This is a genomic window from Hydrogenophaga sp. (assembly GCF_019635465.1).
Classification (GTDB): domain Bacteria; phylum Pseudomonadota; class Gammaproteobacteria; order Burkholderiales; family Burkholderiaceae_C; genus Hydrogenophaga.
In genome coordinates this window covers 171,995-196,904 of sequence record NZ_JAHBZK010000003.1, presented here as the reverse complement: position 1 = coordinate 196,904, position 24,910 = coordinate 171,995, and the positions used below count along the sequence as shown (strand labels likewise).

Annotated in this window: 21 protein-coding genes and 1 riboswitch; of the genes, 8 read left to right on the top strand and 13 right to left on the bottom strand. The window is 68.5% G+C overall.

The features are described from left to right. Nucleotides 1-1,527 (bottom strand): ADP-ribosyltransferase domain-containing protein, encoded by a 1,527-nt coding sequence (locus KF871_RS03850; RefSeq protein ID WP_291138579.1) that lies wholly within the window; start codon nucleotides 1,525-1,527, stop codon nucleotides 1-3. 264 nt (nucleotides 1,528-1,791) lie between these two features. Between KF871_RS03850 and KF871_RS03845 the strand changes: the two genes are divergently transcribed. Together KF871_RS03845 and KF871_RS03840 are read left to right on the top strand one after the other, a co-directional pair. Continuing rightward, nucleotides 1,792-3,330, top strand: a complete 1,539-nt coding sequence (locus KF871_RS03845; RefSeq protein WP_291138577.1) for a YifB family Mg chelatase-like AAA ATPase — start codon at nucleotides 1,792-1,794, stop codon at nucleotides 3,328-3,330. A 50-nt stretch (nucleotides 3,331-3,380) separates the two neighbouring features. Further along, nucleotides 3,381-4,262, top strand: coding sequence for a D-hexose-6-phosphate mutarotase (locus tag KF871_RS03840; protein WP_291138576.1), 882 nt, complete (start codon nucleotides 3,381-3,383; stop codon nucleotides 4,260-4,262). A gap of 4 nt (nucleotides 4,263-4,266) precedes the next feature. On the opposite strand, the gene metH is transcribed toward KF871_RS03840, so the two are convergent. Beyond that, nucleotides 4,267-6,999 carry a methionine synthase gene (metH, locus tag KF871_RS03835; protein WP_291138575.1) on the bottom strand — a complete coding sequence of 911 codons (2,733 nt, stop codon included), beginning with the start codon at nucleotides 6,997-6,999 and terminating at the stop codon, nucleotides 4,267-4,269. Between the two features lie 28 nt (nucleotides 7,000-7,027). Next, nucleotides 7,028-7,119, bottom strand: a riboswitch (S-adenosyl-L-homocysteine riboswitch). Nucleotides 7,120-7,174: 55 nt separating this feature from the next. Between metH and KF871_RS03830 the strand changes: the two genes are divergently transcribed. The 5 genes from KF871_RS03830 (at nucleotide 7,175) to KF871_RS03810 (ending at nucleotide 12,924) form a co-directional block, all read left to right on the top strand. Continuing rightward, the gene (locus tag KF871_RS03830) at nucleotides 7,175-8,761 is read left to right on the top strand and encodes a sigma 54-interacting transcriptional regulator (RefSeq protein WP_291138574.1); all 1,587 of its coding nucleotides are present in this window, start codon (nucleotides 7,175-7,177) and stop codon (nucleotides 8,759-8,761) included. Between the two features lie 224 nt (nucleotides 8,762-8,985). Beyond that, the gene (locus tag KF871_RS03825; RefSeq protein WP_291138572.1) at nucleotides 8,986-9,870 is read left to right on the top strand and encodes a sulfurtransferase; all 885 of its coding nucleotides are present in this window, start codon (nucleotides 8,986-8,988) and stop codon (nucleotides 9,868-9,870) included. Nucleotides 9,871-9,904: 34 nt separating this feature from the next. Next, nucleotides 9,905-10,462: an OsmC family protein gene (locus KF871_RS03820; protein ID WP_291138570.1), complete on the top strand. Its 558-nt coding sequence runs from the start codon at nucleotides 9,905-9,907 to the stop codon at nucleotides 10,460-10,462. Nucleotides 10,463-10,492: 30 nt separating this feature from the next. Beyond that, entirely contained in the window at nucleotides 10,493-11,641 is a 1,149-nt protein-coding gene (locus tag KF871_RS03815) for an acyl-CoA dehydrogenase family protein (protein WP_291138568.1), read from the top strand. Next, nucleotides 11,638-12,924: an FAD-dependent oxidoreductase gene (locus KF871_RS03810; protein ID WP_291138565.1), complete on the top strand. Its 1,287-nt coding sequence runs from the start codon at nucleotides 11,638-11,640 to the stop codon at nucleotides 12,922-12,924. The genes KF871_RS03815 and KF871_RS03810 overlap by 4 nt, the downstream gene beginning before the upstream one ends. Here the strand turns inward: KF871_RS03810 and KF871_RS03805 are convergent. Genes KF871_RS03805 through KF871_RS03790 form a run of 4 tightly spaced genes read right to left on the bottom strand, consistent with a single transcriptional unit; the run spans nucleotide 12,890 to nucleotide 17,507 of the window. Further along, nucleotides 12,890-13,960: an RNA methyltransferase gene (locus KF871_RS03805; RefSeq protein WP_291138563.1), complete on the bottom strand. Its 1,071-nt coding sequence runs from the start codon at nucleotides 13,958-13,960 to the stop codon at nucleotides 12,890-12,892. The two genes, KF871_RS03810 and KF871_RS03805, sit on opposite strands and share 35 nt — an antisense overlap. 37 nt (nucleotides 13,961-13,997) lie before the next feature. Further along, on the bottom strand, nucleotides 13,998-15,656 hold the full coding sequence (locus KF871_RS03800; protein ID WP_291138561.1) for a VWA domain-containing protein: 1,659 nt from the start codon (nucleotides 15,654-15,656) through the stop codon (nucleotides 13,998-14,000). Beyond that, on the bottom strand, nucleotides 15,653-16,456 hold the full coding sequence (locus KF871_RS03795; protein WP_291138560.1) for a CbbQ/NirQ/NorQ/GpvN family protein: 804 nt from the start codon (nucleotides 16,454-16,456) through the stop codon (nucleotides 15,653-15,655). The genes KF871_RS03800 and KF871_RS03795 overlap by 4 nt, the downstream gene beginning before the upstream one ends. A 10-nt stretch (nucleotides 16,457-16,466) precedes the next feature. Further along, nucleotides 16,467-17,507, bottom strand: a complete 1,041-nt coding sequence (locus KF871_RS03790; protein ID WP_291138559.1) for an aliphatic amidase — start codon at nucleotides 17,505-17,507, stop codon at nucleotides 16,467-16,469. Nucleotides 17,508-17,655: 148 nt separating this feature from the next. Between KF871_RS03790 and KF871_RS03785 the strand changes: the two genes are divergently transcribed. After that, on the top strand, nucleotides 17,656-18,225 hold the full coding sequence (locus KF871_RS03785) for a hypothetical protein (protein ID WP_291138556.1): 570 nt from the start codon (nucleotides 17,656-17,658) through the stop codon (nucleotides 18,223-18,225). Here the strand turns inward: KF871_RS03785 and KF871_RS03780 are convergent. From KF871_RS03780 to urtA, 7 genes are all read right to left on the bottom strand, one after another. Continuing rightward, entirely contained in the window at nucleotides 18,219-18,560 is a 342-nt protein-coding gene (locus tag KF871_RS03780) for a zinc ribbon domain-containing protein (RefSeq protein ID WP_291138552.1), read from the bottom strand. The genes KF871_RS03785 and KF871_RS03780 overlap by 7 nt on opposite strands. A gap of 19 nt (nucleotides 18,561-18,579) precedes the next feature. Beyond that, nucleotides 18,580-19,806, bottom strand: a complete 1,227-nt coding sequence (gene fmdA, locus KF871_RS03775) for a formamidase (protein ID WP_291138550.1) — start codon at nucleotides 19,804-19,806, stop codon at nucleotides 18,580-18,582. A gap of 43 nt (nucleotides 19,807-19,849) precedes the next feature. Next, the gene (gene urtE / locus KF871_RS03770; RefSeq protein WP_291138547.1) at nucleotides 19,850-20,539 is read right to left on the bottom strand and encodes an urea ABC transporter ATP-binding subunit UrtE; all 690 of its coding nucleotides are present in this window, start codon (nucleotides 20,537-20,539) and stop codon (nucleotides 19,850-19,852) included. A gap of 13 nt (nucleotides 20,540-20,552) precedes the next feature. Further along, nucleotides 20,553-21,296, bottom strand: a complete 744-nt coding sequence (gene urtD / locus KF871_RS03765; RefSeq protein ID WP_291138544.1) for an urea ABC transporter ATP-binding protein UrtD — start codon at nucleotides 21,294-21,296, stop codon at nucleotides 20,553-20,555. Nucleotides 21,297-21,316: 20 nt separating this feature from the next. After that, nucleotides 21,317-22,516: an urea ABC transporter permease subunit UrtC gene (gene urtC, locus KF871_RS03760; RefSeq protein ID WP_291138541.1), complete on the bottom strand. Its 1,200-nt coding sequence runs from the start codon at nucleotides 22,514-22,516 to the stop codon at nucleotides 21,317-21,319. A gap of 25 nt (nucleotides 22,517-22,541) precedes the next feature. Continuing rightward, complete coding sequence (urtB, locus tag KF871_RS03755) at nucleotides 22,542-23,456, bottom strand: urea ABC transporter permease subunit UrtB (RefSeq protein ID WP_291138538.1); 915 nt, start codon at nucleotides 23,454-23,456, stop codon at nucleotides 22,542-22,544. Nucleotides 23,457-23,519: 63 nt separating this feature from the next. Continuing rightward, nucleotides 23,520-24,788: an urea ABC transporter substrate-binding protein gene (urtA, locus tag KF871_RS03750; protein ID WP_291138535.1), complete on the bottom strand. Its 1,269-nt coding sequence runs from the start codon at nucleotides 24,786-24,788 to the stop codon at nucleotides 23,520-23,522. Nucleotides 24,789-24,910 lie beyond the last annotated feature (122 nt).

The window sequence follows — 24,910 nt, the reverse complement described above, 5'->3', positions numbered from 1 at the left end:
CTACTTGTCCGGCAGTTCAACCAAGGTCACGCTCTCCCATTGGTCGTTGGCATTCTTGCGGGCATCCACAACCAGGAATCGGGTGTAGGGGGGAAAGAGGATCTCGCTCTCCCCAACGAAATGCGCCAGCGGCACGATCGAACTGCCTCGCGACGATTCGCATGGACGAATGAAAATTCTCAGGTCGTCCCGATAGGCGCGTTCGGGGTCATAGCTGGTGGACATGGGGGCAGGATCCGCAAACACACTGCCAATGGTGGTCAGTTGCCGTATCACCGAGGTAGGCATGTTTTTGAGACCCACCCCTCTGTACAGCTCTTTGGTGATGGGTTCGCGAAGCTTGGGCAGGGCAAGGACCAGTTGGTCTATGGTCTCTTTGGCGCCAACAACGAACTCTCCAGTGCGGCAAGAGCGGTTCAACGCCTCGTACTCACTGCTGTAAACCCAGACGGCCAGCACCTCTTCTGGAGTGAGGCCCCACGTCTTGATGGCCTCTTGAACCAGACGCCTTCTGAAAAGGCCTTTCAGGTCGGGCAACAACCGCTTCATCAAGGCAATGAACGCATGGTGAGCAGGTGGGGGCTCATCGCATTCGGTCTCGAACAGCACACGGTACAGGTGGGTAACTTGTACCTTCTGGTATCCACCCACTGAGTCCGGGCCGGCGCCTTCCGCTGCGATACGGAGCGTCCGTGGGTCGGTGGGTCGACCCGCCTGTTCCAGCACTTCTTGGGCAGCAAGAATGAACTTCGCAGGGCTGACGGGTTTTCCATCGTGCCCCAGCTTTGCAAACGCTTGAAGCGCGTCCACCAAACCCATGTGCATCGGGTGATTCCGCCTTGCTTTGTTGGCCAGCACCTCATGGCCAACGAGATCGGCGACGTTGGCCAACATTGCCTGCAGTGCCTTGCGCTTGGCCACGCGTCCTTGCGACGCCGTTGCAGCAACCCGAGGTACTGCCTTGACCTTCAACGTACGCAGCGCCCACTCGCTCGAAGGTGCTGACAAAACCTCGTGACTGTCGAAAAGCCCAAGCCCCTTCTTCTTCAGCTCCCAGGCGCTTTCCACTTCGCTTTTCAAGGTCTTCACGCTGTCGATGGCCTCGGTACCCACCGCCTTGGCCTCGATTTTCTCCGGTGCGCTTTCATTGACGAGCACCTTGGAATCATCGGTGGGTGGATGGACTGCTCGCCGGTGGGCGGTCTGGCCCAATCGGAAATGTGCGACGTCCAACGCCCTGCTCAACTTGTCCACAGTGACAGGGCCGTCGCCCAGTCCAGCCATCAGATCCATCGGGCCGCGCGCGTTGCTCACCAACAGAAAATCGTCCAGGCATGCGGCCAGCTCGCTGCTCAGGGCGCGCAAATACGTTCGAAGTTCCTGTTCATCGACCTGCCGGTCAGAACGCTGGGGGTCTCGGACCACCAGCAATCCATCACTCATCGACACCTGCATCCCAGGGTCGTGGGACAGCAATTGCGACTGAAGGCGCTCAAGCTTGTTTTGAGCAACGGTAAACGGCGTCATGTGGCGGCCCTGTGGGTGCGGCGCGCTCGCGCTGCACAAAGCGACTCCCTGGTACGGGCATGGGTAACCAAGGCAAATCGCCGAGTTCCCGGGACGCATCAGAATTCGGTGATACCGAACGGCGGTCCCAAAACGTCGCTGACCGGTCGGCTGGTGCCGGCACCGACACCCCCACCCGTTTGCAACCCCGCCCACACCCACAATCGCCCGCCCTGGGCATTGCGCGTGACGGGAAGCGCAGCGCCCCCGACTCAGGGAGAACACATGGCATTGGCGCGGGTGCATAGCCGCGCGCTGCAGGGGCTGCAGGCGCGGGCGGTGAGTGTGGAGGTGCATCTGGCCAACGGCCTGCCCAGCGTCACGCTGGTCGGCCTGGCCGACACCGAGGTCAAGGAGGCGCGCGAGCGGGTGCGAGCGGCCATTGCCCACAGCGGGCTCGAATTTCCCTCCAGCCAGCGCATCACCGTCAGCCTGGCGCCAGCCGACCTGCCCAAGGACTCTGGGCGCTTTGACCTGCCGATTGCGCTCGGCATCCTGGCCGCCAGCGGGCAGATCGACGCCGAGGCCCTGGCCGACACCGTGTTTGCGGGCGAGCTCTCGCTCGGTGGCGAGCTGCGCCCCATCCGCGGCGCACTGGCGATGGCGCTCGGCGTCGCCCAAAGCGCACCGCCAGGGGAGCGCACCACCACCCTGGTGCTGCCGCCCGGCAGTGCCGAGGAAGCCGCCCTGGTGCCCGGTGTGAACGTGGTGCGGGCGCGCCACCTCATCGACGTGGTGGCCCACCACCGGCGCGAACACCGCAGCGAGGGCGACGACGCGGGCTGGACCGCGCTGCAGGCCGTGCCCCCCACCGCCCGTGCGGCCGGCCCCGATCTGGCCGATGTGCGCGGGCAGATCGCCGCACGCCGCGCGCTGGAGATTGCCGCCGCTGGCGGGCACAGCCTGCTCATGGTGGGCCCGCCCGGCTCGGGCAAGTCCATGCTGGCGCAGCGCCTGCCCGGCCTGTTGCCGCCGTTGGCCACCCACGAGGCGCTCGAAGCCGCTGCCCTGGCCTCGCTGGTCGGCCGTTTCGACGCAGCGCACTGGGGCGAGCGCCCGTTCTGCGCGCCGCACCACAGCGCCTCGGCCGTGGCCCTGGTGGGCGGGGGGTCGCCACCGCGCCCCGGCGAGATTTCGCTGGCTCACCAGGGTGTGCTGTTTCTCGACGAGCTGCCCGAATTTCCACGCCACGCCCTGGAGGCCCTGCGTGAGCCGCTGGAGACGGGCCGCATCCGCGTCTCGCGCGCGGCCCAACAAAGCGAGTTTCCGGCCCGCTTTCAGCTGGTGACGGCCATGAACCCCTGCCCCTGCGGCTGGCTGGGCCACCCGGTGCGCGCCTGCCGCTGCACGCCAGACCAGGTGGCGCGCTACCAAGGCCGCGTCAGTGGCCCGCTGCTCGACCGCATCGACTTGCAAGTCGAGGTACCGGCACAAGCCGCCGACGCCGTGCTCAGCGGCACACCGGGCGAGTCCAGCACGGTGGTGCGCGCGCGTGTGGCGCTGGCCCGCACGCGGGCCCTGCAGCGCCAGGGCGTGCCGAACCAGGCCTTGCACGGCAGCGCACTCGACGCACACATGGGCGCCGAACCCGCCGCCCTGCGCTACCTGCAGACCGCTGCGCAGCGCCTGGGCTGGAGCGGGCGCGGCATGCACCGCGCGCTGCGCGTGGCCCGCACCGTGGCCGATCTGGCCGACCGCGACGTGGTGCACGCCAGCGACATGGCCGAGGCGGTGCAATACCGGCGCGTGCTGGGCACACGCTGAGGTCGTCGGGCCTGTGCCACCATCGCCGCATCCCGACTGCGGCGCCTCACATGCCAACCCAACCCGATGTCCATTGCTTCGACGGCCCCGGCGGCCTGCCCATGGTGCGGGTGCACGGCGAACGGGCGCAGGCTTTGATCTCGCTGCAGGGGGCGCAGGTGCTGGGTCACCAACCGCTGGGCGGCGTCGACACCTTGTTCACCAGCCCTCTGGCGCAGTACGCGCCCGGGCGCCCCATCCGCGGCGGTGTGCCGGTGTGCTGGCCCTGGTTCGGGCCCGACCCGCTCAACCAGGGCCGCCCGGCCCATGGCTTCGCGCGCACCCGCCTGTGGACCCTGCGCGAGGCCACCCAGGCGCCCGACGGCGACGCCACGGTGGTGTTCGATCTGCAGGACGACGAGACCAGCCGTGCCCTGTGGCCGCACCCCTTCGCGCTGTCGCTGGCGATCACCATTGGCGCCGGCCTGCGCCTGGCCCTGCGCACCCACAACCCGGGCAGCGCACCCATGACCCTGACCCAGGCGCTGCACAGCTACTTCGCGGTGAGCGACGTCGCCGCCGTGCGGGTCCTGGGACTGGAGGGCTGCCGCTACGACGACAGGGTGGCGGGCCCCACGTCACCCCTGCCCGTTCAGACCGGCGAGCTCCACTTCGCAGGCCAGGTGGACCGGGTCTATCAGAACGTGCCCGCTGCGCTCACGATCGAAGACCCCCGGGCCGGGCGGCGCCTGCGCCTGGTCAGCCAGGGCAGCCGCACCGCGGTGGTCTGGAACCCGGGCACCGCACTGGCCGCCACCATGGCCGACCTCGGGGCCGAGGCCTCGCGCGCCTACGTGTGCGTGGAGACCGCCAACGCGGGCGACGAGCTGATCACCCTCGCCCCCGGGGCGTCGCACACGCTGGCGGTGGCCATCACCCCCGAAGCGCTTTGACGGCTCAGAGGTTGGGCGCCAGCCAGCGTTGCAGTTCGTCGCGCGCCACCTGGCTGCGTTCGGCCAGGTCGGCGAGCTGGTCTTCGCCGATCCTGCCGACGTTGAAGTAGGTGCTTTGCGGGTGGCTCAGGTAGAAGCCGCTCACGCTGGCCGCCGGTGACATCGCCAGGCTGTCGGTGAGCTGCATGCCGATCTCGTCGGCCTGCAGCAGCGCGAACATGTCGCGCTTGACGGTGTGATCGGGGCAGGCCGGGTAACCGGGCGCCGGGCGGATGCCCTGGTACTGCTCCTTGATCAGTTCTTCGTTGCTCAGGTCTTCACCGGCCGCATAGCCCCACAGGTCGGTGCGCACGCGGTGATGCATCTGCTCGGCCAGCGCCTCGGCCAGGCGGTCGGCCAGCGCCTTGAACAGGATGGCCGAGTAGTCGTCGTGGTCGGCCAGGAACTGGCGCTCCTTCTTCTCGACGCCGATGCCGGTGGTCACGGCGAACACGCCCACGTAGTCATTGGCGACACCTTGCGGCGCCACGAAGTCGGCCAGGCAGCGGCTGGGCCGCATCACGCCGTCGATGGCCTGCTTCTCGGTCTGCTGGCGCAGGCCGTGCCACACCAGCACCGGCCGTTCGCGCGATTCGTCGGCATAGAGCGCGATGTCGTCGTCGCCCACGCGGTTGGCCGGGTACAGGCCGATCACCGCGTTGGCCGTGAGCCAGCGGCCGTCGATCAGGCGCTGCAGCATGCGCTTGCCGTCGCTGAAGACGCGGCGCGCCTCTTCGCCCACCACCTCGTCCTTGAGGATCTCGGGGAAGGGGCCGGCCAGATCCCAGGTCTGGAAGAACGGGCCCCAGTCGATGAATTTCGCCAGCTCGGCCAGATCGACGTTCTTGAACACGCGCCGGCCAATGAAGCGGGGCGTGGTGGGCTGGTAGGCGGCCCAGTCGATCGGCGTGCGGTTGGCGCGCGCCTTCTCCAGCGGCCACAGCGGCACCTGCTTCTTGTTGGCGTGCAGCTGGCGCACGCGCTCATAGTCGGCCTCGACCTCGGCGATGTAGGCCGCCGCCTGCTCGGACAGCAGGCCCTGCGCCACGCTCACGCTGCGCGAGGCATCGGGCACGTAGACCACCGGGCCTTCGTAGTGCGGCGCGATCTTGACCGCGGTGTGCACGCGGCTGGTGGTGGCGCCGCCGATGAGCAGCGGGATCTTCTTCACGCGGAAGTGCTCGTCCTTTTGCATCTCGCCGGCCACGTACTGCATCTCTTCGAGGCTGGGGGTGATGAGGCCGGAGAGGCCGACGATGTCGGCGCCTTCGACCTTGGCGCGCGCGAGGATCTCGTGGCACGGGACCATCACGCCCATGTTCACCACCTCGAAGTTGTTGCACTGGAGCACGACGGTGACGATGTTCTTGCCGATGTCGTGCACGTCGCCCTTGACGGTGGCGATGACGATCTTGCCCTTGCTGCGCACGTCGCCGCCGGCGGCCTCCAGGCGCTTCTTCTCTTCCTCGATGTAGGGCAGCAGGTGGGCCACGGCCTGCTTCATCACGCGCGCGCTCTTGACCACCTGCGGCAGGAACATCTTGCCCTGGCCGAACAGGTCGCCCACGATGTTCATGCCGTCCATCAGCGGGCCTTCGATGACGTTGAGCGGGCGCCCACCGCCGGCCTCGATCTCGCGCCACATCTGCTCGGTGTCGTCGGTGATGAAGTCGTTGATGCCGCGCACCAGCGCGTGCGACAGCCGCTCGCGGATCGGCAGCTCGCGCCAGGCGTTCTTCTGCGAATCGTCCTTGGCCGCGCCCTTGGCGGTCTCGGCGATTTCCAGCAGGCGCTCGGCGGCATCGGGGCGGCGGTTCAGTACCACGTCTTCCACGCGCTCGCGCAGTTGCGGCTCCAGCTCGTCGTACACGCCGACCATGCCGGCGTTGACGATGCCCATGTCCATGCCGGCCTGGATGGCGTGGTACAGGAACACGGTGTGAATCGCCTCGCGCACCGGGTCGTTGCCGCGGAAGGAAAAGCTCACGTTGGACACACCGCCCGAAACCTTGGCGCCCGGCAGGTGCTGCTTGATCCAGCGCGTGGCCTCGATGAAATCGACCGCGTAGTTGTTGTGTTCCTCGATGCCGGTGGCGATGGCGAAGATGTTCGGGTCGAACACGATGTCCTCGGGCGGGAAGCCCACCTCGTCGACCAGGATGCGGTAGGCGCGCTCGCAGATCTCGATCTTGCGTTGGTAGGTGTCGGCCTGGCCCTTCTCGTCGAAAGCCATCACCACGGTGGCGGCGCCGTAGCGCTTGATGAGGTTCGCCTGGCGCTTGAACTCGTCCACGCCCTCTTTCATGCTGATGGAGTTGACGACGCCCTTGCCCTGCAGGCAGCGCAGGCCGGCCTCGATCACGCTCCACTTGGAGCTGTCCACCATCACCGGCACGCGCGCGATGTCGGGCTCGCCGGCCATGAGGTTGAGGAAGCGCACCATCGCGGCTTCGCTGTCGAGCATGGCCTCATCCATGTTCACGTCGACGATCTGCGCGCCGTTCTCGACCTGCTGGCGTGCCACCGCCAGCGCATCCTCGAAGCGGCCTTCGAGGATCATGCGCGCGAAGGCCTTGGAGCCGGTGACGTTGGTACGTTCGCCGACGTTGACGAACAGGCTGCCCTCGCCGATGGACAGGGGCTCCAGGCCCGACAACAGCATCGGGCGCACGGCGGGTGAAGAGGTAGCGGAAGTCATGGGGCTCACCAGGTTTGTGTGCAAAACCGTCTGGTGAGCGTCGTTGGGGCCGGTTCAGCCCACCCAAGCCTGACGCCCTGGCCCCATGCGGGGTGGGGCGCTGCAACGCTCCTTGAGAGGCGGCGATTTTACGGGCTGCCCGGCGCGTGGTGCGATGCTTGCTAGCTCACTGGTCATGCCCCCCGACGAACGCCACCCGACAAGCGAAGCCCCCACCGACTGGCGGGGCCAAGAGCTGTTGCTCATGCGGCAGGTGATGGCGCTGGTCGGGCGCAGCCTGGCGCCGGCCGAGGTGTTTCGCGAAATGCTGCACCTGATGAGCGAGCTGCTGGGCCTCAACCGCGGTCGCCTGGTGCTGGCCGACGAGGCGCTGCCCGATGGCGCGCGCACCGCGTCCATCCGCCACGCCTACGGCCTCACCCAGACCGAAATGCGCCGTGGCGTCTACCGCTGGGGCGAGGGCATCACCGGCCGCGTGCTCGCCAGCGGCCTGCCCGCCATCGTGCAGGACGTGGACGCCGAGCCCTTGTTCCTGTTTCGCGCGGTGCACCGCGAGCAATTGCCGCCGCAGACCGTGGCCTTCATTGCGCTGCCCATCACCTTGCGCGGCGCCACAGTGGGCGTGCTCGGCTGCCACCGCATCCGCAGCCGCCAGCGCCACCTCAACGACGACCTGGCTGTGCTGCGCATCCTGGCCACGTTGGCCGGCCAGCTGCTGCAACTGGAGCAATTGGTGGCCGAGCAAACGCGCCAGCTGCAGGCGCGCAACGCCGCGCTGGAGCGCGCCCTCGACAGCCGCAGCGCGCGCTACGGCCTGATCGGCCATTCACCGCCCCTGCTGCAGGCGCTGGCCGAGCTCGAACGTGTGTCGCAGTCGCAGGCCACGGTGCTGCTGCTGGGCGAGTCGGGCTCGGGCAAGGAGTTGTTCGCCCGTGCGGTACACCTGGCCAGCCCCCGGCGCGACCAGCCCTTCATCAAGGTCAACTGCGCGGCCATTCCCGAGTCGCTGTTCGAGTCGGAGCTGTTCGGCCACGAGCGCGGCGCCTTCACCGGTGCAGCCGGCGCGCGCGCCGGCTGGTTCGAGCAGGCACACGGCGGCACGCTGTTCCTCGACGAGATCGGAGAGCTGCCGCTGGCCATGCAGAGCAAGCTGCTGCGCACGCTGCAGGAAGGCACGCTGGTGCGCCTGGGCAGCTCGCGCGAGCTCAAGGTCGACGTGCGGCTGGTGGCCGCCACGCACCGCGACCTCGCGCGCGACGTGCAGGCCGGGCGCTTCCGCCAGGACCTGTACTACCGGCTCAACGTGGTGCCCATCCGCCTGCCCAGCCTGCGCGAGCGCCGCGACGACGTGCGCGCGCTGGCGCTGCACTTCGTGAGCCGGGCCAACCAGGCCCACCAGCGCAACGTCTACCTCGGCGCCGATGCGCTGGCGCTGCTCGAGTCGCACGACTGGCCCGGCAACATCCGCGAGCTGGGCAACCTGATCGAACGCGTGGTGCTGCTGGCCGACGACACGCTGGTCGACGCCGCCACGCTGCGCCGCTTCATGCCCGAGCACGAACGCGCCCTGCCCGCCCCCACCCCGGCAAGCACCGACGCCGGCGTACTGGTGCGCGACTACCAGAGCGCGCAGTCGCACAGCGCGCTGGTGCTGCAGGAAGCCCTGCAACGACACCAGGGCAACCAGACGCGCGCCGCCCAAAGCCTGGGGCTGACGCTGCGCCAGTTCAGCTACCGGCTGCGCAAGGCCGGGCTTCGCTGACCGCGGTACGACGTGATTGCCACTGTGTCGACACTTTGTCGACACAGTGCGAACCCAGGCCGGCCACTGATTGCGCCCGGCACAGCGGCCGTCCCCGGCGACTTGCCGCAAGCACTTGATTTCATTGAAGTTTGTGAGCAGCTCGTACCACGTTGCCGACCTGGCACACCCGTTGCGATAAGGAGCAAGGCCAACCCTTCATCCACCCTTTTCGCGAGGTCCTCATGAGCATCGACGCCACCCTGATTGCCCCTGAACAGCTGCAGGCCCTGCAAGCCAGCGAGCCCGTGGTGATCATCGACACACGCGACCCCGACACCTACGCCGCTGGCCATGTGCCCGGCGCGGTCAACCTGCGCGAAATCTTCACCTACCTGGCCACCTCGTCGCCCGAGGGCCTGCAGGCGCTCAAGAGCACCTTCGCCAGCGCGCTCGGCGCGGCCGGCCTGTCGGGCAAGGAGACCGCGGTGTTCTACGAAGACGCCATGAACACCGGCTACGGCCAGTCCTGCCGCGGCTACTACCTGCTCACCTGGCTGGGCTACCCCAAGATCAAGGTGCTCAACGGTGGCTTCAGCGCCTGGAAGGCCGCCGGCCTGCCGGTCTCGACCGAAGTGGCCACGCCCGTGTCCGCCACCTTCCCCGACCTGCCCACGGCCGACGTCATGCTGACCCAGGCCGATGTGCAGAAGGCCCTGGGCACCGACGTCGTGCTGCTCGACGTGCGCGACGTGGACGAGTGGATCGGCGAAAGCTCCAGCCCCTATGGCAAGGACTTCGCACCGCGCAAAGGCCGTCTGCCCGGCGCCAAGTGGGTCGAGTGGTACCGCTTCATGAAGCCGTCCGCGCTCGGGCCGGTGATCAAGTCGCCCGACGAGGTGAAGGCCGAGCTGGCCACCGCCGGCGTCGGCACCGACGACACCATCTACCTCTATTGCTTCAAGGGTGCGCGCGCCTCCAACACCTTCCTCGCCCTCAAGCAGGCCGGCTTCAGCGACGTGCGCATGTACTTCGGTTCGTGGAACGAATGGTCGCGCGACCCGTCCCTGCCGATCGAGACCGGCCTGCCCGTCAAGGCCAGCGCGCCCGCCCTGGCACTGGCCGCCTGAACCCGCTTTTCCCCACCCATCACGGAGACTTTTCATGTCCAGCACCGACACCGCCGAGCCCACCACCATCAAGGCCTACCTGCGCCCCATCGACAGCACCGGCCTGGCCGCCTTCGCCGCCAAAGGCAAGGCCAATCCCGGCTCGCGGGGAACCAACAAGGTCCACACCGTGATGGAGGGGCAATACCGCTCGCTCAGCTATGTGGGCAACCACCAACCGGTGGTGGTTGACGAGCCACTGCACCTGTTCGGCCAGGACACCGCGCCCGCGCCCGGCGAGATTGTGCTCTCGGGCCTGGGCGGCTGCATCGCCGTGGGTGTGACCGCCGTCGCCACCTGGAAGGGCGTCAAGCTGAGCAAGCTCGAGGTCTTTCTGGAAGGCGACATCGGCAACCCGGCCGCCTGGGGCGCCGGCGGCGCACTGGAGAAGACGCCGCCCGAGATGGGCTTCCAGGCGATTCGCGTGAAGGTGCTGGTCGAGGGCGATGCCCCGCGCGAGGTGCTCGACGAGATCGTCAAGCACGCCAACTACTACTCGCCCGTGGCCAACACCATGCGCAACCCCATCCCGTTCGAAATCTCCATGGCCTGAGGCCTGCCCGCAACGCTGCAAGGAGCCGACATGCACCCCGCCGACCTGCCCCGCGACCTGGCCGTGGACAACAGCCCCGACGCTGTGCTGGCCGCCGTGCGCGCCATCGCACGCGGCCCGCTGGCTGAGGTGGTCGAGGCCATCGACCGCGAGGGCCACTACCCGCGCCAGGAGCTGCAGCAACTGGCCGCGCTGGGGGCCATGAGCGCGCACCTGAACGCACCCGCCGGCCGCGGCGACTTCGCGCTGGCGCTGCGCGCCATGGCCGAGGTCTCGCAGGTCTGCGGCGCCACCGGCTTCATGATGTGGTGCCAGGCGGTGTGCGGCCTGTACATGCAGGCCTCGGGCAACCCGGCACTGGCGGGCGAAGCCCTGCTGGCGCTGGCCCGCGGCGACGTGCTCGGCGGCACCGCCATGTCCAACCCGATGAAGAGCTACGCGCAGATCGAAGGCCTGCTGCTCAAGGCCACGCCGGTGGACGGCGGCTACCGCATCAACGGCAACCTGCCCTGGGTCAGCAACCTGGGCCCCGGCCATGTGTGCGGCGCGCTGGCCGGCGTGGTGGACGAGCAGGGACAGCTGGTGCGCGAGGTGATGTTCCTGCTGCGCTGCGACGGCGATGGCGTGGAGCTGCGCGAGTGCCCGAGCTTCTCGGCCATGGAAGGCACCGGCACCTACGCGCTGCGCCTGAAGGACCACTTCATCGGTGCCGGCGAGATCATGGCCGACCCCGCCAAGCCCTTCATCGCGCGCATCCGCAGCGCCTTCGTCATGCTCCAGTGCGGCATGGCGGTGGGCGTGGTGCAGGGCGCGATCGACAGCATGTGGGCGGTGGAAGACCAGCTCGGCCACGTCAACCAGTTCCTCGAAGACCGCCCGGCTGCGTTGCAGGCCGAACTGGACACCCTCACCGCGCGCGTGATGAAGCTCGCCGAGACGCCGTTCGACCCCTCGGTGGATTTCTTCATCGACGTGCTCGATGCGCGCGCGCACGGCGCCGAGTTGTCGCTGCGCGCCGCGCAATCGGCGCTGCTGCACCAGGGCGCGCGCGGCTACCTGATGAGCAGCGAGGTGCAGCGCCGGGTGCGCGAATCGCACTTCGTGGCCATCGTCACGCCGGCCATCAAGCACCTGCGCAAGGAGATCGCGCGCCTGTCGGCCGAGGTGATGCCCGCATGAACACGCTGCCTTCCTCGCTGCCCTCCACGCTCAGCGCCACGGCGCAGGCCGCGCGTGCGCTGGCACCCTACCGCCAGTACCTCTGCGAAGCCTGCGGCTATGTGTACGACGAAGCCCTCGGCGACCCCGACGGTGGCCTGGCCCCCGGCACCCGCTTCGACGACATCCCCGACGACTGGGCCTGCCCGCTGTGCGGCGTCACCAAGGCCGAGTTCCGCCCCTACGAAGCCCCGAGCGTGGACGCCCTGCGTGCGCGCGCCGCGGCCAGCGACAGCACACCGGTGGCCACCCGCGGCGGCGACGCCGGCGTGGTCATCGTCGGCGCCGGCCGCGCCGGCTGGCAGACGGCCGAGGCCCTGCGCGCGCTCGACCCGGCGCTGCCCATCACCCTGGTCACCCAGTGCGCCGGTGACGTGTACGACAAGCCGCTGCTGTCGGTGGCGCTGGCGCGCCGGCTCGACGACGGTGCGCTGGTGCGCGAAAGCGGCAGCGCCGCTGCGGCGCGACTGGGCGTGCGCCTGCTGGCCCACACCGAGGCCGTGCGCATCTGCACCGACACCCGCACCCTGCGAACCACCCGCGGCAACCTGCGCTACGCCCACCTGGTGCTGGCCCACGGCGCGCGCGCCCGCCTGCCCGACGAGCTGCCGCCCGAGCTGTGCTGGCGCATCAACCACCTGGGCGCCTACCGCCGCCTGCGCGAACGCCTGGGCGACACCCCGCGCGACGTGCTCATCGTCGGTGCCGGCCTGATCGGCAGCGAGCTGGCCAACGACCTGGCCATCGGCGGCCACCATGTCACCCTGATCGACACCACGGTCGAGCCGCTGGCGCGCTGGCACGAGCAAGGCGCCGGCACCCAATTGCTTGACGCCTGGCGCGACCTCAGCATCCGCTTCATGGGCGGCGTGCAGGTGCAGTCGCTGCAACGGGTGGGCGACAAGCTGCGCCTGAGCACCGTCGACGGCCAGCGCTTTGCGGCCGACGAGGTGGTGGTGGCCGCCGGCCTGCAGACGCCCGGGCGGCTGGCGCGCAGCGCCGCCCTGGCCTGGGACAACGGCATCTGCGTGAGCCCGCACAACCTGCGCACCAGCGCCGAACGCATCCACGCCCTGGGCGACTGCATCAGCATCGATGGGCAGGCCTGCCGCTACATCGAACCCATCGCGCGCCAGGCCCGCGCCATCGCCGCCGACATCTGCGGCGCCACGCCCGCGCCCTATGTGCCGCGGGCACCGCTGGTGCGGGTCAAGACGAGCTCGCGGCCGATGACGCTGCAGTGAGGGGTGCGCGCCGGCGCAGCGCCACCACCTGCTCACCCGTGGTCAGCGAGCGCGCACGCAGCTGGCCGCAGCCGGCGTCCACGTCCTGCCCGGCGGAGTGGCGCAGCTTGGTGAGGATGCCCTGACGGTGCAGGCGCCGCGCCATGTCGGCCGCCTTGTCCCAGCCGGGGCGCTGGAACGGCAGGCCGTCGACGGCGTTGTAGGGAATGAGGTTGAGCACGCCGTAGCGCCCGCCCAGCAGGCGCACGATGCCCTCGATTTCGTCGTCGCCGTCGTTCACGCCGTCGAGCAGCGTCCACTGGTATTGCACCGGGTAGCCGGTGGCGCGCGCATAGGCGTCGGCGCGCTCGACCAGCTCGGCCGGCGTGAGCCGCGGCGCACGCGGCAGCAATTGCTCGCGCAGAGCGGCCTTGGTGGTGTGCAGCGACAAGGCCAGCGCGGGCCTGACCGCACCGCGCGGCAAAGCGTCGAAGGCGCGCTCGTCGCCCACGGTGGAGAACACCAGCTGCTTGTGCCCGATGCCGCCCACGGTGCCCAGCAGCTCGATGGCCTCGAGCACCGCGTCGAGGTTGTGCGCGGGCTCGCCCATGCCCATGAAGACCACCTTGTTCACCGCGCGGCCCGCGCGCGCCAGCGCCACCTGGGCCACGATTTCGGCACTGCCGAGCTGGCGGATCAGGCCACCGGTGCCGGTCATGCAGAAACCGCAGCCCACGGCGCAGCCCACCTGCGTGGACACGCACAGGCCGCCGCGCGGCAGGCGCACGCTCTCGACGGTCTGGCCATCACGCAGCGCCACCAGCAATCGGGCCGAACCGTCCTCGCCGGGGTGCTCGGCCTGCAGGCGCGCGAGGCCGGCGAGTTGTTCGCGCAGCGCCGGCAGGGCCTCGAACAAGGCCTTGGGAAAGTGGTGTTCCGGCTTGCGCCGTCCGGCGTCGGCCGGCAGCGCGTGCACCCAATGCCGCAACACGCGCTGCGCATGCAGCGGCCCGGCGCCCAGGGCGGCCAGTTGTTGACGCAGGTCGGTGAGTTGCATGGGGGTGGGATTGTCGCGCAGCCCACCCTGCCCCGGGTCAGACCAACAAAGGCACCAGGGCCTGCGGCCACTGGGCCGGCTGGGCACAGGGCCTCACGCCGGCACGGCCGAGCGCGACCATCAGCGCCCGGGCATCGCCGGGCGCATGCACCAGGGCCCGCACCGCGATGCCTTGCTGCGCGGCCTCGTGGGCGGCGCGCTGCAGGTCGGCGCGCAGGTAGCCCTTTTCGTGCACGTCAATGTCATGCAACTCGCCATCGGTGAGCAGCACCACGCAGCGGCGGTGGCCCGGGTGCTGGCGGCGGTCGCGCCCGCTCAGGTGCAGCGCATGGCGCAAGGCCGCGCCCATGCGGGTGGAACCGCCAGGCTGCGCCGCCTGTGCATCGCCCAGCGCGGCCTGCCAGGGCAGCACGGCGTGCAGGTCGATGCGCTGGCGGCCCTGGCTGGCAAAGGCCCAGACCGCGCAGCGGTGGCCCAGCGCGCGCAAGGCGGCCGCCGTGGTCAACGCACCGCGCTGCAAGGCGGCCAGGGCGGGTTCGCCGCCGGGCAGGCGGTCGGCTGTCGAGACCGAGGCGTCGAGCAGCAAGAGCACGGCCATGGGGGGTGCGGGTCGCCAGCGCGCGCGGTACAGGCGCGCATCGGGTGGCTGGTGGCGGCGCCGCTCGATGGCGGCCTCCACCAGGGCCACGGCGTGCAGTTCGTCGCCGTCGCGCTCGCGCGTGGCGCCGGGGCGCGGCACACGCCCGGCACGCGCCAGCGCGCGTACCAGGCGGTCGCGGCCGGGCGTGGGCGCGGCGGAGGCGCGGGCCTGCAACGTTGGCGTGTGCTCGTACACCTGGCACCAGCGCGTGCGGTAGCGCGCGATGCGCTGGTCCCATTCGGGGTACACCGCCGCGGGTGGCACCGGGTCATCCTGGTGCCCGGCCGCGGGCGGTGTCTGCGCGTCGGGTGGCGCATCGGCATGCAGCGGCTGGTCGTCGGTGGGTTGATCGTCGGGCAGCCAGAGGTGGGTGTTGTCGTCGCGGTAGCGCGCGGCCACCGCATAGCTGCGCGGGTTGAAGGGCAGGCGCATCTGACCGATGTCGTTGCCCAGCACCGAGGCCAGCGCGCGCACCTGTTGGGCGCTGCGCAAAGACAGCGTGTGACCATCGGCGTCGAAGACGCTGCGCCGCACGCGCGCGATCCAGGCGTGCGGGTCGGCGTGGTGGGGGTTGAACAGGCTGGCCGCCAGCCGCGTGAGCAGGTCTTCAAAGCCGTTGCCCGCGTGCGCCACGGCGGCGGCGTGATGCGGCCACCACACCGCGCGCAGGCCGGGCATCGCCTGCATGGCGAACCACTCGATCCGCGCGTCTTCGAGCACGCCGAGCAAGGCCTGCTGCACCGGCTTGAGGCCGGCGCGCGCTTGTGCTGGCGCGCCGAACTGCCGGTGCGCCGCGGCGTGAGCAGCCACCGCCAGGGCCAGGTCGGGCGGGGTACGTGTGGGCAGGTGCAGCGCCCAGTGGTCGGCCTCGCCGCGCACCAGCACCGCGCGCTGCGCGGCCGTGCGGGTGGCGTCGCCCGCCACGGGGGATTGGCGCAGCGTGGCCCACTCGCCGCCCCACAGGGCGCGCGCCAGCAGGCGCACGCGGGTGTCGGTGCGTGAGGTGTCGGTGCCTGACCCTTCAGCGCGTGAGGCCTCGGCGGCCTGCGCCGTCATGCAAAGCTCGCGCTGACCAGGGCGCGCAGGCTGGGCGCGAGGTCGGGGTCGTCGCTCAGGGGTTCGGCCACCGCCAGCCGCGCCGCCGCGCCCTCGGCCATGCCGGCGCGCACCAGTTGCGCGGCGTGCACCAGCATGCGGGTGGAAGCGCCTTCGGGCAGGCCTTCGTCGCGCAGGCGGCGGGTGCGGATGGCCAGTTGCACCAGCCGCTCGGCCAGTGCGGCGTCCACACCGCCTTCGTGCGCCACGATGGCGGCCTCGACCTCGGGCGCGGGGTAGTCGAAGCCGAGCGCCACGAAGCGCTGCCGCGTCGACGGCTTGAGGTCGCGCTGCAGGCCCTGGTAGCCCGGGTTGTAGCTGACGATGAGCTGGAAGTCGGGGTGGGCCTGCAGCAGTTCGCCACGGCGCTCCAGCGGCAGCACGCGGCGGGTGTCGGCCAGCGGGTGCAGCAGCACCGTGGTGTCGCCGCGCGCCTCCATCAGCTCGTCCAGGTAGCACAGCGCGCCGTGGCGCGCCGCCAGTGCCAGCGGGCCGTCGACCCAGCGCGTGCCGTCGGCGTCGAGCAGCCAGCGCCCGGCCAGATCGCCCGCGCTCAGGTCGTCGTGGCAGGCCACGGTCACCAGCGGCAGCTGCAGCCGCCAGGCCATGTGCTCGACGAAGCGCGTCTTGCCGCAGCCGGTGGGACCCTTGAGCAGCAACGGCAGCCGCGCGGCGCGCGCGGCGTCAAAGGCCGCGATTTCGTCGCCGACCGGCTGGTAGAAGGGCTCCTCGGCGAGGCGCCAGTCCGCCAGCGGGTCCACGCGCACCGGCTCAGCGATGTCCGGCCGTGGCCGGGTTGGGGATGCCCTCGATCGGGCATTCCTCGGTGCCCACCATGGGCCGCGTGATCGCCTCGACCGCCTTCTGCGTGCCTTCGGGGTCGCTGACCCACTTGCCGTAGAACTCGTAGGGGCAGGCGGCCACGCCCTTGTCGCCTTCGCGCGAGTTGATGACGCCGGTGTAGCCGCGGTGCAGCAGCTTGAACAAGTGGTTCTCGCTCTGCGCGTTCTTGCGGAAGTCGCGGATCAGGCTCTTGGACAGCGCCGCGTACTGCACGCCGTAGTCCTCTTCGCCGCATTCGCCCAGCGTGCGGCCGTCAAAGCCGATGATCGCGCTGTGCCCGAAGTAGCTGTACACGCCGTCGAAGCCCGAGGCGTTGGCCACTGCGACGTAGCTGTTGTTGGCCCAGGCCATGGCCTTGGCCATGAGCACCTGCTGGTCCTTGGCGGGGTACATGTAGCCCTGGCAGCGCACGATGAGCTCGGCCCCCTTCATGGCGCAGTCGCGCCAGATCTCGGGGTAGTTGCCGTCGTCGCAGATGATGAGGCTGATCTTCAGGCCCTTGGGGCCCTCGCTCACGTAGGTGCAGTTGCCGGGGTACCAGCCTTCGATGGGCACCCAGGGCATGATCTTGCGGTACTTCTGCACCACCTCGCCCTGGTCGTTCATCAGGATCAGTGTGTTGTAGGGCGCCTTGTTGGGGTGCTCTTCGTGCTGCTCGCCGGTGAGCGAGAACACGCCCCACACCTTGGCCTTGCGGCAGGCCTCGGCAAAGATTTCGGTCTCGGCGCCGGGCACGGTGGACGCGGTGTCGTACATCTCCTTCGAGTCGTACATGATCCCGTGGGTGCTGTACTCGGGGAAGATCACCAGGTCCATGCCCGGCAGGCCGGACTTCATGCCGACGATCATGTCGGCGATCTTGCGCGCGTTGTCCAGCACCTCGGCCTTGGTGTGCAGACGCGGCATCTTGTAGTTCACGACGGCCACGCCGACGGTGTCGGCGCTGCTCGAAATGTCCCCATGCATCATGGCGGTGGCCCTCAGAAAAGCGGTTGATCTGACCGTTGCAACGGTGTCGCTTTCATTGTGGGCAGCGGCCCTGTTATGGGGGATACGTTGATTGACGTATGCGCCGGCGTCGTGAGAATGGGGCGTACAACAGCGGCAGGAGACAAGCATGGGGAACCCGACCGTGGTCCTCGCGGGTGCAGCCGCGCTCGCGCTCAGCCTGGGCACCGCCGGTGCCGAGTCCACCCTCGATGGCTGGCCATCGAAGACCGACTACCTCTCCAACGACGCACCCTTCGTGGTCTTTGGCGTCACACCCACCCGCCTGAATCGGGACGCCACGCAACTGAAGCTGGCCTTCATCGCCACCGAGTCGCTGTCGGCGGTGAAGGTGTTTCCCTTCGTGCGCGCTGCGCCCGGCGAGCGCGCGCCATTGCAGAGCCCGGTGCAATGCGGTCCGCGCGAGCGGGGCTACTGGGAATGCGCCTTGCCCGTGTCGGACCTGCTGGCCGATCTGCAAGGCCCACACGGCGAGTTGGGCCTGCGCATCGAAGCGCACGGTGACCCACGCGAGCTGCGCGAGCACAGCACGGTGGTGGTCGTCGTGCCGGTGGGCGGTGAAGACCGGGCGCCGCCCCACGCGCAGACCGTGTCGATCGGCAAGCCGGTGACCCCGACGTCGGCCCGGCTGCGCCCGCCACGGCCCACGTCTAAGCGCCGGCCGGCCGGCACTCAGTGACTGATCATCCAGGGCCGCTTGGACGGGAAGGCCTTGGCCCCGTTGGGTGCCGTCACCGTGGCCTTGCTGCGCCCGGTGCTGCAGCAGCCGCAGCCCGCCGGGTGCTTGAGGCGCGCGTAGTCGCCCGATCGCTTGGGCTCGTGCCGTGCGCGCTCGTTGACACCCATGGCGGTGCGCGTGTCGCTGTTCATGAGCGCCAGGCGCGGTGCGGTGGCAAACACCCGCGGTGAAGCGGTGCCGCAGTCCGGGCAGTAGGCCGGCGCGTTGCGTTCGGACAGGCTGCGAAAGGCGTCGAAGCCGCCGCAGGCCGGGCAGGCGTAGTCGTAGGTCGGCATGGGCGGCTCCGCGCTGCGATCAGAGGTCCGGTGACAGCGGCATCACGACCGAGCCGTCGAGGTGCTTGATCGGGCCGGCCGCGCTCGGGTTGATGTCGAAGTCGAAGATCTGCGTCGGCAGCCACAGCGTGGCGCAGGCGTTGGGCACGTCGACCACACCGCTGATGTGGCCCTGCACCGGCGCCGTGCCGAGGATGGAGTAGGCCTGTGCGCCCGAGTAGCCGAACTTCTTGAGGTACTCGATGGCGTTGAGGCAGGCCTGGCGGTAGGCCACGTTCACGTCCAGGTAGTACTGCTTGCCGCTTTCGTCGACGCTGATGCCTTCGAAGATGACGTAATCGTTGTAGGTGGGCGTGATCGGGCTGGGCTTGAAGATCGGGTTCTTGATGCCGTACTTGGCCATGCCACCCTTGATGATCGAGACCTTCATGTGCACCCAGCCGGCCATCTCGATGGCGCCGCAGAAGGTGATCTCGCCGTCGCCCTGGCTGAAGTGCAGGTCGCCCACCGACAGGCCGGCGCCTTCGACGTAGACGGGGAAGAAGATCTTCGAGCCGCGCGAGAGGTCCTTGATGTCGCAGTTGCCGCCGTGTTCGCGCGGGGGCACGGTGCGCGCGCCGGTGGCGGCGGCCTTGGCCTTGGCGTCACCGGTGAGCTTGCCCATGTGGGCCGTGCCGGCGAAGGGCGGGTTGGCCAGCCCGCTGGTGGCGGGATCGGAATCGATCAGCGCCTGCTCGCGCGTGTTCCACATCTCCAGCATCTTGGGGTCGGGCAGGCAGCCGATCAGGCCGGGGTGGATCAGGCCCGCGTACTTCACGCCCGGCACGTGGCGCGAGGTGGTGAACATGCCGTGGAAGTCCCAGATGGACTTCTGCGCCTGCGGGAAGTGCTCGGTCAGGAAGCCGCCGCCGTTCTTCTTGCTGAAGAAGCCGTTGAAGCCCCACAGGCTGTCTTCCTTGGCGCCGATGTCGAGCAGGTCGACCACCAGCAGGTCACCGGGCTCGGCGCCCTTCACGCCCACCGGGCCGCTCAGGTAGTGCACCGTGGTCAGGTCGATGTCGCGCACGTCGTCGGCGCTGTCGTTGTTCTTGATGAAGCCCCCGGTCCAGTCGTAGGTCTCGAGCACGAAGTCGTCGCCCGGGTTGACCCAGCAGGCCATCGGAATGTCCGGGTGCCAGCGGTTGTGCACCATCTCGTTGGACGGCGCGGGTTGCGACAGGTCGACTTTGATCAGGGTTTCGGGCATGGCTGTGCTCCTTGGGTGGACGGGGAAAGGTGTTGGAGGGGGTTCAGACCGACAGATAGGCCTTGATGCGCTGCTGGTCGGTGTTGGCGCGCTCGGTTTCGTGCACCAGGCGCCCGCCCTCGATGACGAACAGGCGATCGGCGACGTCCATGGCGAACGAGAGCACCTGCTCGGAGACCACGATGGTGATCTTGCGCATCTTGCGGATCTCGTTGAGCGCCTTGGCGATGTCTTTGATGATCGACGGCTGGATGCCCTCGGTGGGCTCGTCGAGCAGCAGCACCTTGGGGTTGGTGACCAGGGCGCGCGCGATGGCGAGCTGCTGCTGCTGACCTCCGGAGAGGTTGCCGCCCTTGCGGCGGCGCATGTCCCACAGCACCGGGAACAGTGCGTAGATCTCCTGCGGGATGGTCTTGTCTTTCGCGTTTTCCAGGCCGGTCTGGATGTTCTCCTCGACCGTCAGCGTAGGGAAGATCATGCGGCCCTGCGGCACGTAGGCCAGGCCCTTGGCCACGCGGCGAAAGCTCTCGTCGCGCGTGAGGTCCTGCCCGGCCACGCTGATGTGGCCGCTCTTGGTGGGCAGCACGCCCATGAGCGACTTGAACAGCGTGGTCTTGCCCATGCCGTTGCGGCCCATGATGGCCACCGCTTCGTTTTCGCGGGCCTCGAACGAGATGCCGTGCAGCGCCTCGCTCTGGCCATAGGAGACGAACAGGTCCTTGACTTGCAGCATGGTGGTCTCTCCTTCAGTGGCCGAGGTAAACGTCGATGACTTTCGGATCGGCCTGCACCTGCTCCATCGGGCCCTCCGCCAGGATCTTTCCCTGGTGCATGACGGTGACCTTGTGGGCGATCTTCTTGACGAAGTCCATGTCGTGTTCGATCACGATCACCGCGCGGTTCTGGCAGATGCGGTGCAACAGTTCGGCGGTGAGGTCGCGCTCCTTGGCGCTCATGCCGGCGATGGGCTCGTCGAGCATCAGCAGCTCGGGCTCCTGCATCAGCAACATGCCGATCTCCAGCCATTGCTTCTGCCCGTGCGAGAGCAGGCCGGCTTCGGTCTCGAGCTTGTCGGTGAGGCCGATCTCTTCGGCCACGGCCTTCACCCGCGCCTTGATGGGTTCGGTGGCCGAGAAGGCCAGCGCACCCCAGACCGAGCGGCCCGATGGGTAGGACACCTCCAGGTTCTGCCAGACCGAGAGGTTCTCGTAGATCGACGGCGTCTGGAACTTGCGGCCGATGCCCAGGCGCACGCGCTTGTGCTCGGGGATCTGCAGGATCTCTTCGTCCTTGAACTTGATGCTGCCGGCGCTGGCCTTGGTCTTGCCGCAGATGAGGTCGAGCAAGGTGGTCTTGCCGGCGCCGTTGGGGCCGATGATCACGCGCAGCTCGTTCTTGTCGACGTACAGCGTGAGGTTGTCGATGGCCTTGAAGCCGTCGAAGGAGACGGTGAGGTCTTCCACCGCAAGGGCGAAGTCGGTGCTGCTCATGGATGCTCTCCGGTGGTGACTCAGACGCCCTGGCCGCTGGTGCCTTCGGGCAACTTCACGTCGGTGGTGCTGGGCGGCACGACCTTGGGCGCAGCGGCCTGGGGCACCACGGTGGTGGTGACCGGTGCCGCGGCCTTGCCGCTGCGAAGCGCACGCCACCAGGGCAGGATGCGGCTCTCCCACACACCGGCCAGGCCCATCGGGAAGGCCATGGTCACGCCGATGAAGAGCGCGGCCATCAGGAACAGCCAGGCGTCGGGGAAGCTCTCCGAGAAGTAGGTCTTGCCGGCGTTGACGAGCAAGGTGCCGTAGACCGCGCCGACCAGGCTCATGCGACCACCGACGGCGGCAAAGATGACCATCTCGATCGAGGGCACGATGCCGACGAAGCTGGGCGACATGAAGCCCACCTGCAGCGTGAACAGCGCACCACCGATGCCCGAAAGCGCGGCCGCCAGGCAGAACACGAAGATGCGGAAGTCGGCGACGTCGTAGCCCGAGAAGCGCACCCGGTCTTCCTTGTCGCGCATGGCCAGCAGCAGGGTGCCGAGCTTGCTGGTCTGCACCCAGCGGCAGGCCACGATGGCCAGCACCAGCAGGCCCACGCACAGGTAGTACAGGATGTACTTGGCGCTGTCGGTGCGGGTGTCCCAGCCCATCAGCGTCTTGAGGTCGGTCATGCCGTTGACGCCACCGGTGTAGCCCTGCTGACCGATGATGAGCACCGTCAGGATCAGCGCCACGGCCTGCGTGATGATGGCGAAGTACACGCCACCCACGCGCCGCTTGAACATGGCGAAGCTGATGATCCAGGCCAGCAGCATCGGCACCACCACCACCGCGGCCAGGGCGAAGGGGAAGCTCTTGAACGGCAGCCAGAAGGTGGGCAGCTCGGTGAGCTGGTTCCAGTCCATGAAGTCGGGGATGCCCGGGGTCGACTGGATCTTGGTGCTCTCGGGGTCGGACGCCTCGAGCTTGAGGAACATGGCCATGGCGTAGCCGCCGAGACCGAAGAACACGCCCTGCCCCAGGCTGAGCACGCCGCCGTAGCCCCACAGCATCACCAGGCCGATGGCCACGAAGGCGTAGGTGAGGTACTTGCCGACCAGGTTGAGGCGGAAGATGTCCATCGACAGCGGCAGCACCACCGCCAGCAGCAGGGTCAGCAGCACCAGGCTGGCGAGTTGGTAGCGGGCGATCCAGGCTTTGAGGGCGTTCATGAAAGGACTCCGGTAGGCGGGAAATTCAGCGGCGGACCTTGGAGGCGAACAGACCCTGCGGACGCATCATCAGGATCACCACGATGAGCGAGAGCGTGAGCATCTTGGCCATGGAGCCGGCCATGAAGAACTCGCTGATCGACTGCGTCTGGGCGATGCCGAAGGCCGAGACCACGGTACCCAGCAGGCTGGCGGCGCCGCCGAAGGTGACGACCAGGAAGGCGTCGACGATGTAGAGCGAGCCGGAGGTGGGGCCGGTGGAGCCGATGGTGGTGAACGCTGCGCCGGCCACACCGGCGATGCCGCAACCGATGGCGAAGGTGAGGCGGTCGGTCTTCTTGGTGTCGATGCCGATGGCGTTGGCCATCACGCGGTTGCTCACCGTGGCGCGCACCCGCAGGCCCCAGCGGCTCTTGTGCAGGGCGATCAGCACGCCGCCGGTGACAACCGCCGTCAGCGCCAGCACGAACATGCCGTTGATGGGAATGTCCAGGCCCTCGGCGGGTGCCCACGAACCCAGCAGCCAGTCGGGCAGCACCGGGCTCACTTCCTTGGGGCCGATGAAGGTGCGGAAGCACTGCTGCATGGCCAGGCTGATGCCCCAGGTGGCCAGCAGGGTGTCCAGGGGTCGCTTGTAGAGGTGGCGGATCAGCGCCCACTCCACCAGCCACCCGGCAATGAATGCGAACAGGAACGCGGCGACGATGGCGAACGGAAAGTACGCCGCCACCGCGCCGGGACTGATCGACTCGGCCAGCGTGGAGCCGAGAAAGATGGTGTAGGCGCCGATGGTCATGAACTCACCGTGCGCCATGTTGATCACGCCCATCTGCCCGAAGATGATGGCCAGACCCAGGCCCATGAGCAGCAGCACCGCGAACAGGCTCAGGCCCGCGAAGCCTTGCATCAGGCCGATGTTGAGCATGTCGTTGAAACTCATGGGGATCTCTCCAGGCAAAAGGGATGCGCAGCCGCGGCGCACACGCGCCGCGGCGGGGTCTGCTTACTGGTAGCCTTTCGGGAACGGATCGGGTTTGATCAGCTCCGGCGACTCCGAGACCACCTTGAACGTGGCGTCCGGCATGCCCATGGCGATGCGCGACTTGCTCCACAGGTGGTGGTTCGGATCGAGCTTGACGTAGCCCTCGGGCGCGGTCTTGAGTTCGATGCCGGTCTCGGAGGCGGCGACCACCTTGTCGACGTCGAAGCTCTTGGCCTTCTCGACCGCGGCCTTCCACAGCCAGGGGCCGAGGTAGCCGGCCTGGGTCACGTCGCCGATCACCGCATCCTTGCCGTACTTGGCCTTGAAGGCGGCAACGAACTTCTTGTTGTTCTCGTTCTCGAGCGACTGGAAGTACTTCATGGACGAGTAGAAGCCCTTGAAGTTTTCACCGCCCACACCGGTCATCTCGTCTTCGGTGACCGACAGCGTGACCAGCAGCTGTTTGTCGCCGGTGATGCCGGCGGCCTTGAGGGCCTTGTAGAACGCCACGTTGGAGCCACCCACCACGGCGGCAAAGATGCAGTCGGGCTTTTGCAGCTTGATCTTGTTCATCAGCGAACCGAAGTTCGTGCTGCCCAGCGGGTAGTACTCCTCGCCGACGACCTTGCCCTTCTGGAAGTTCTCGATGTGCTTGCGCGCGATCTTCATCGAGGTGCGCGGCCAGATGTAGTCGGAGCCGATGAGGAAGAAGGTCTTGGCACCCTTGTCCTTCTTGGCCCAGTCCAGGCTGTACAGGATCTGCTGGGTGGCTTCCTGGCCGGTGTAGATCACGTTCTTGGACTGCTCCAGGCCTTCGTAGAAGGTGGGGTAGTACAGCAGGCCGTTCTCTTTCTCGAACACCGGCAGCACGGCCTTGCGCGAGGCCGAGGTCCAGCAGCCGAAGACGGCGGCGCAGCGGTCGTTGATGAGCAGCTTCTTGGACTTCTCGGCAAACGTCGGCCAGTCGGAGGCGCCGTCTTCCTTGATGACCTTGATCTTGCGACCCAGGATGCCGCCCATGGCGTTGATTTCGTCGATGGCGAGCTGCTCGGCCTGGATGGAGCCGGTCTCGGAGATGGCCATGGTGCCGGTGGACGAGTGCAGCTGGCCGACGGTGACTTCGGTGTCGGTGATGGCGAGCTTGGTCGTGTTCACCTGCGCGGTGGGCTGACCGAAGCTCCAGGCGGGCAGGCCGGCCAGCGAGGCCGCGCCCAGCATCTGCAGCACGCGGCGGCGGCTGGCCTCCGGCGTTTCGAGCATGAGGTCTTTCGGATCGGAGGAATGCTTCATGAGGGTGCTCCTGGGGCGGTTGGGACTGAAGAACCGGCAACGTGCCGACCGGAACGAAGACTAGGGAAGACCCTCGGGAGCGCCCATAAGTCAAATAACGTAGGTGGTGCGTACGCACACCA

What these genes read in the sequence shown, in the direction of transcription:
- KF871_RS03850 (WP_291138579.1), bottom strand. Translation starts at nt 1,527, where the DNA reads ATGACGCCGTTTACCGTTGCTCAAAACAAGCTTGAGCGCCTTCAGTCG.
- KF871_RS03845 (WP_291138577.1), top strand. Translation starts at nt 1,792, where the DNA reads ATGGCATTGGCGCGGGTGCATAGCCGCGCGCTGCAGGGGCTGCAGGCG.
- KF871_RS03840 (WP_291138576.1), top strand. Translation starts at nt 3,381, where the DNA reads ATGCCAACCCAACCCGATGTCCATTGCTTCGACGGCCCCGGCGGCCTG.
- metH (WP_291138575.1), bottom strand. Translation starts at nt 6,999, where the DNA reads ATGACTTCCGCTACCTCTTCACCCGCCGTGCGCCCGATGCTGTTGTCG.
- KF871_RS03830 (WP_291138574.1), top strand. Translation starts at nt 7,175, where the DNA reads ATGCCCCCCGACGAACGCCACCCGACAAGCGAAGCCCCCACCGACTGG.
- KF871_RS03825 (WP_291138572.1), top strand. Translation starts at nt 8,986, where the DNA reads ATGAGCATCGACGCCACCCTGATTGCCCCTGAACAGCTGCAGGCCCTG.
- KF871_RS03820 (WP_291138570.1), top strand. Translation starts at nt 9,905, where the DNA reads ATGTCCAGCACCGACACCGCCGAGCCCACCACCATCAAGGCCTACCTG.
- KF871_RS03815 (WP_291138568.1), top strand. Translation starts at nt 10,493, where the DNA reads ATGCACCCCGCCGACCTGCCCCGCGACCTGGCCGTGGACAACAGCCCC.
- KF871_RS03810 (WP_291138565.1), top strand. Translation starts at nt 11,638, where the DNA reads ATGAACACGCTGCCTTCCTCGCTGCCCTCCACGCTCAGCGCCACGGCG.
- KF871_RS03805 (WP_291138563.1), bottom strand. Translation starts at nt 13,960, where the DNA reads ATGCAACTCACCGACCTGCGTCAACAACTGGCCGCCCTGGGCGCCGGG.
- KF871_RS03800 (WP_291138561.1), bottom strand. Translation starts at nt 15,656, where the DNA reads ATGACGGCGCAGGCCGCCGAGGCCTCACGCGCTGAAGGGTCAGGCACC.
- KF871_RS03790 (WP_291138559.1), bottom strand. Translation starts at nt 17,507, where the DNA reads ATGATGCATGGGGACATTTCGAGCAGCGCCGACACCGTCGGCGTGGCC.
- KF871_RS03785 (WP_291138556.1), top strand. Translation starts at nt 17,656, where the DNA reads ATGGGGAACCCGACCGTGGTCCTCGCGGGTGCAGCCGCGCTCGCGCTC.
- KF871_RS03780 (WP_291138552.1), bottom strand. Translation starts at nt 18,560, where the DNA reads ATGCCGACCTACGACTACGCCTGCCCGGCCTGCGGCGGCTTCGACGCC.
- fmdA (WP_291138550.1), bottom strand. Translation starts at nt 19,806, where the DNA reads ATGCCCGAAACCCTGATCAAAGTCGACCTGTCGCAACCCGCGCCGTCC.
- urtE (WP_291138547.1), bottom strand. Translation starts at nt 20,539, where the DNA reads ATGCTGCAAGTCAAGGACCTGTTCGTCTCCTATGGCCAGAGCGAGGCG.
- urtD (WP_291138544.1), bottom strand. Translation starts at nt 21,296, where the DNA reads ATGAGCAGCACCGACTTCGCCCTTGCGGTGGAAGACCTCACCGTCTCC.
- urtC (WP_291138541.1), bottom strand. Translation starts at nt 22,516, where the DNA reads ATGAACGCCCTCAAAGCCTGGATCGCCCGCTACCAACTCGCCAGCCTG.
- urtB (WP_291138538.1), bottom strand. Translation starts at nt 23,456, where the DNA reads ATGAGTTTCAACGACATGCTCAACATCGGCCTGATGCAAGGCTTCGCG.
- urtA (WP_291138535.1), bottom strand. Translation starts at nt 24,788, where the DNA reads ATGAAGCATTCCTCCGATCCGAAAGACCTCATGCTCGAAACGCCGGAG.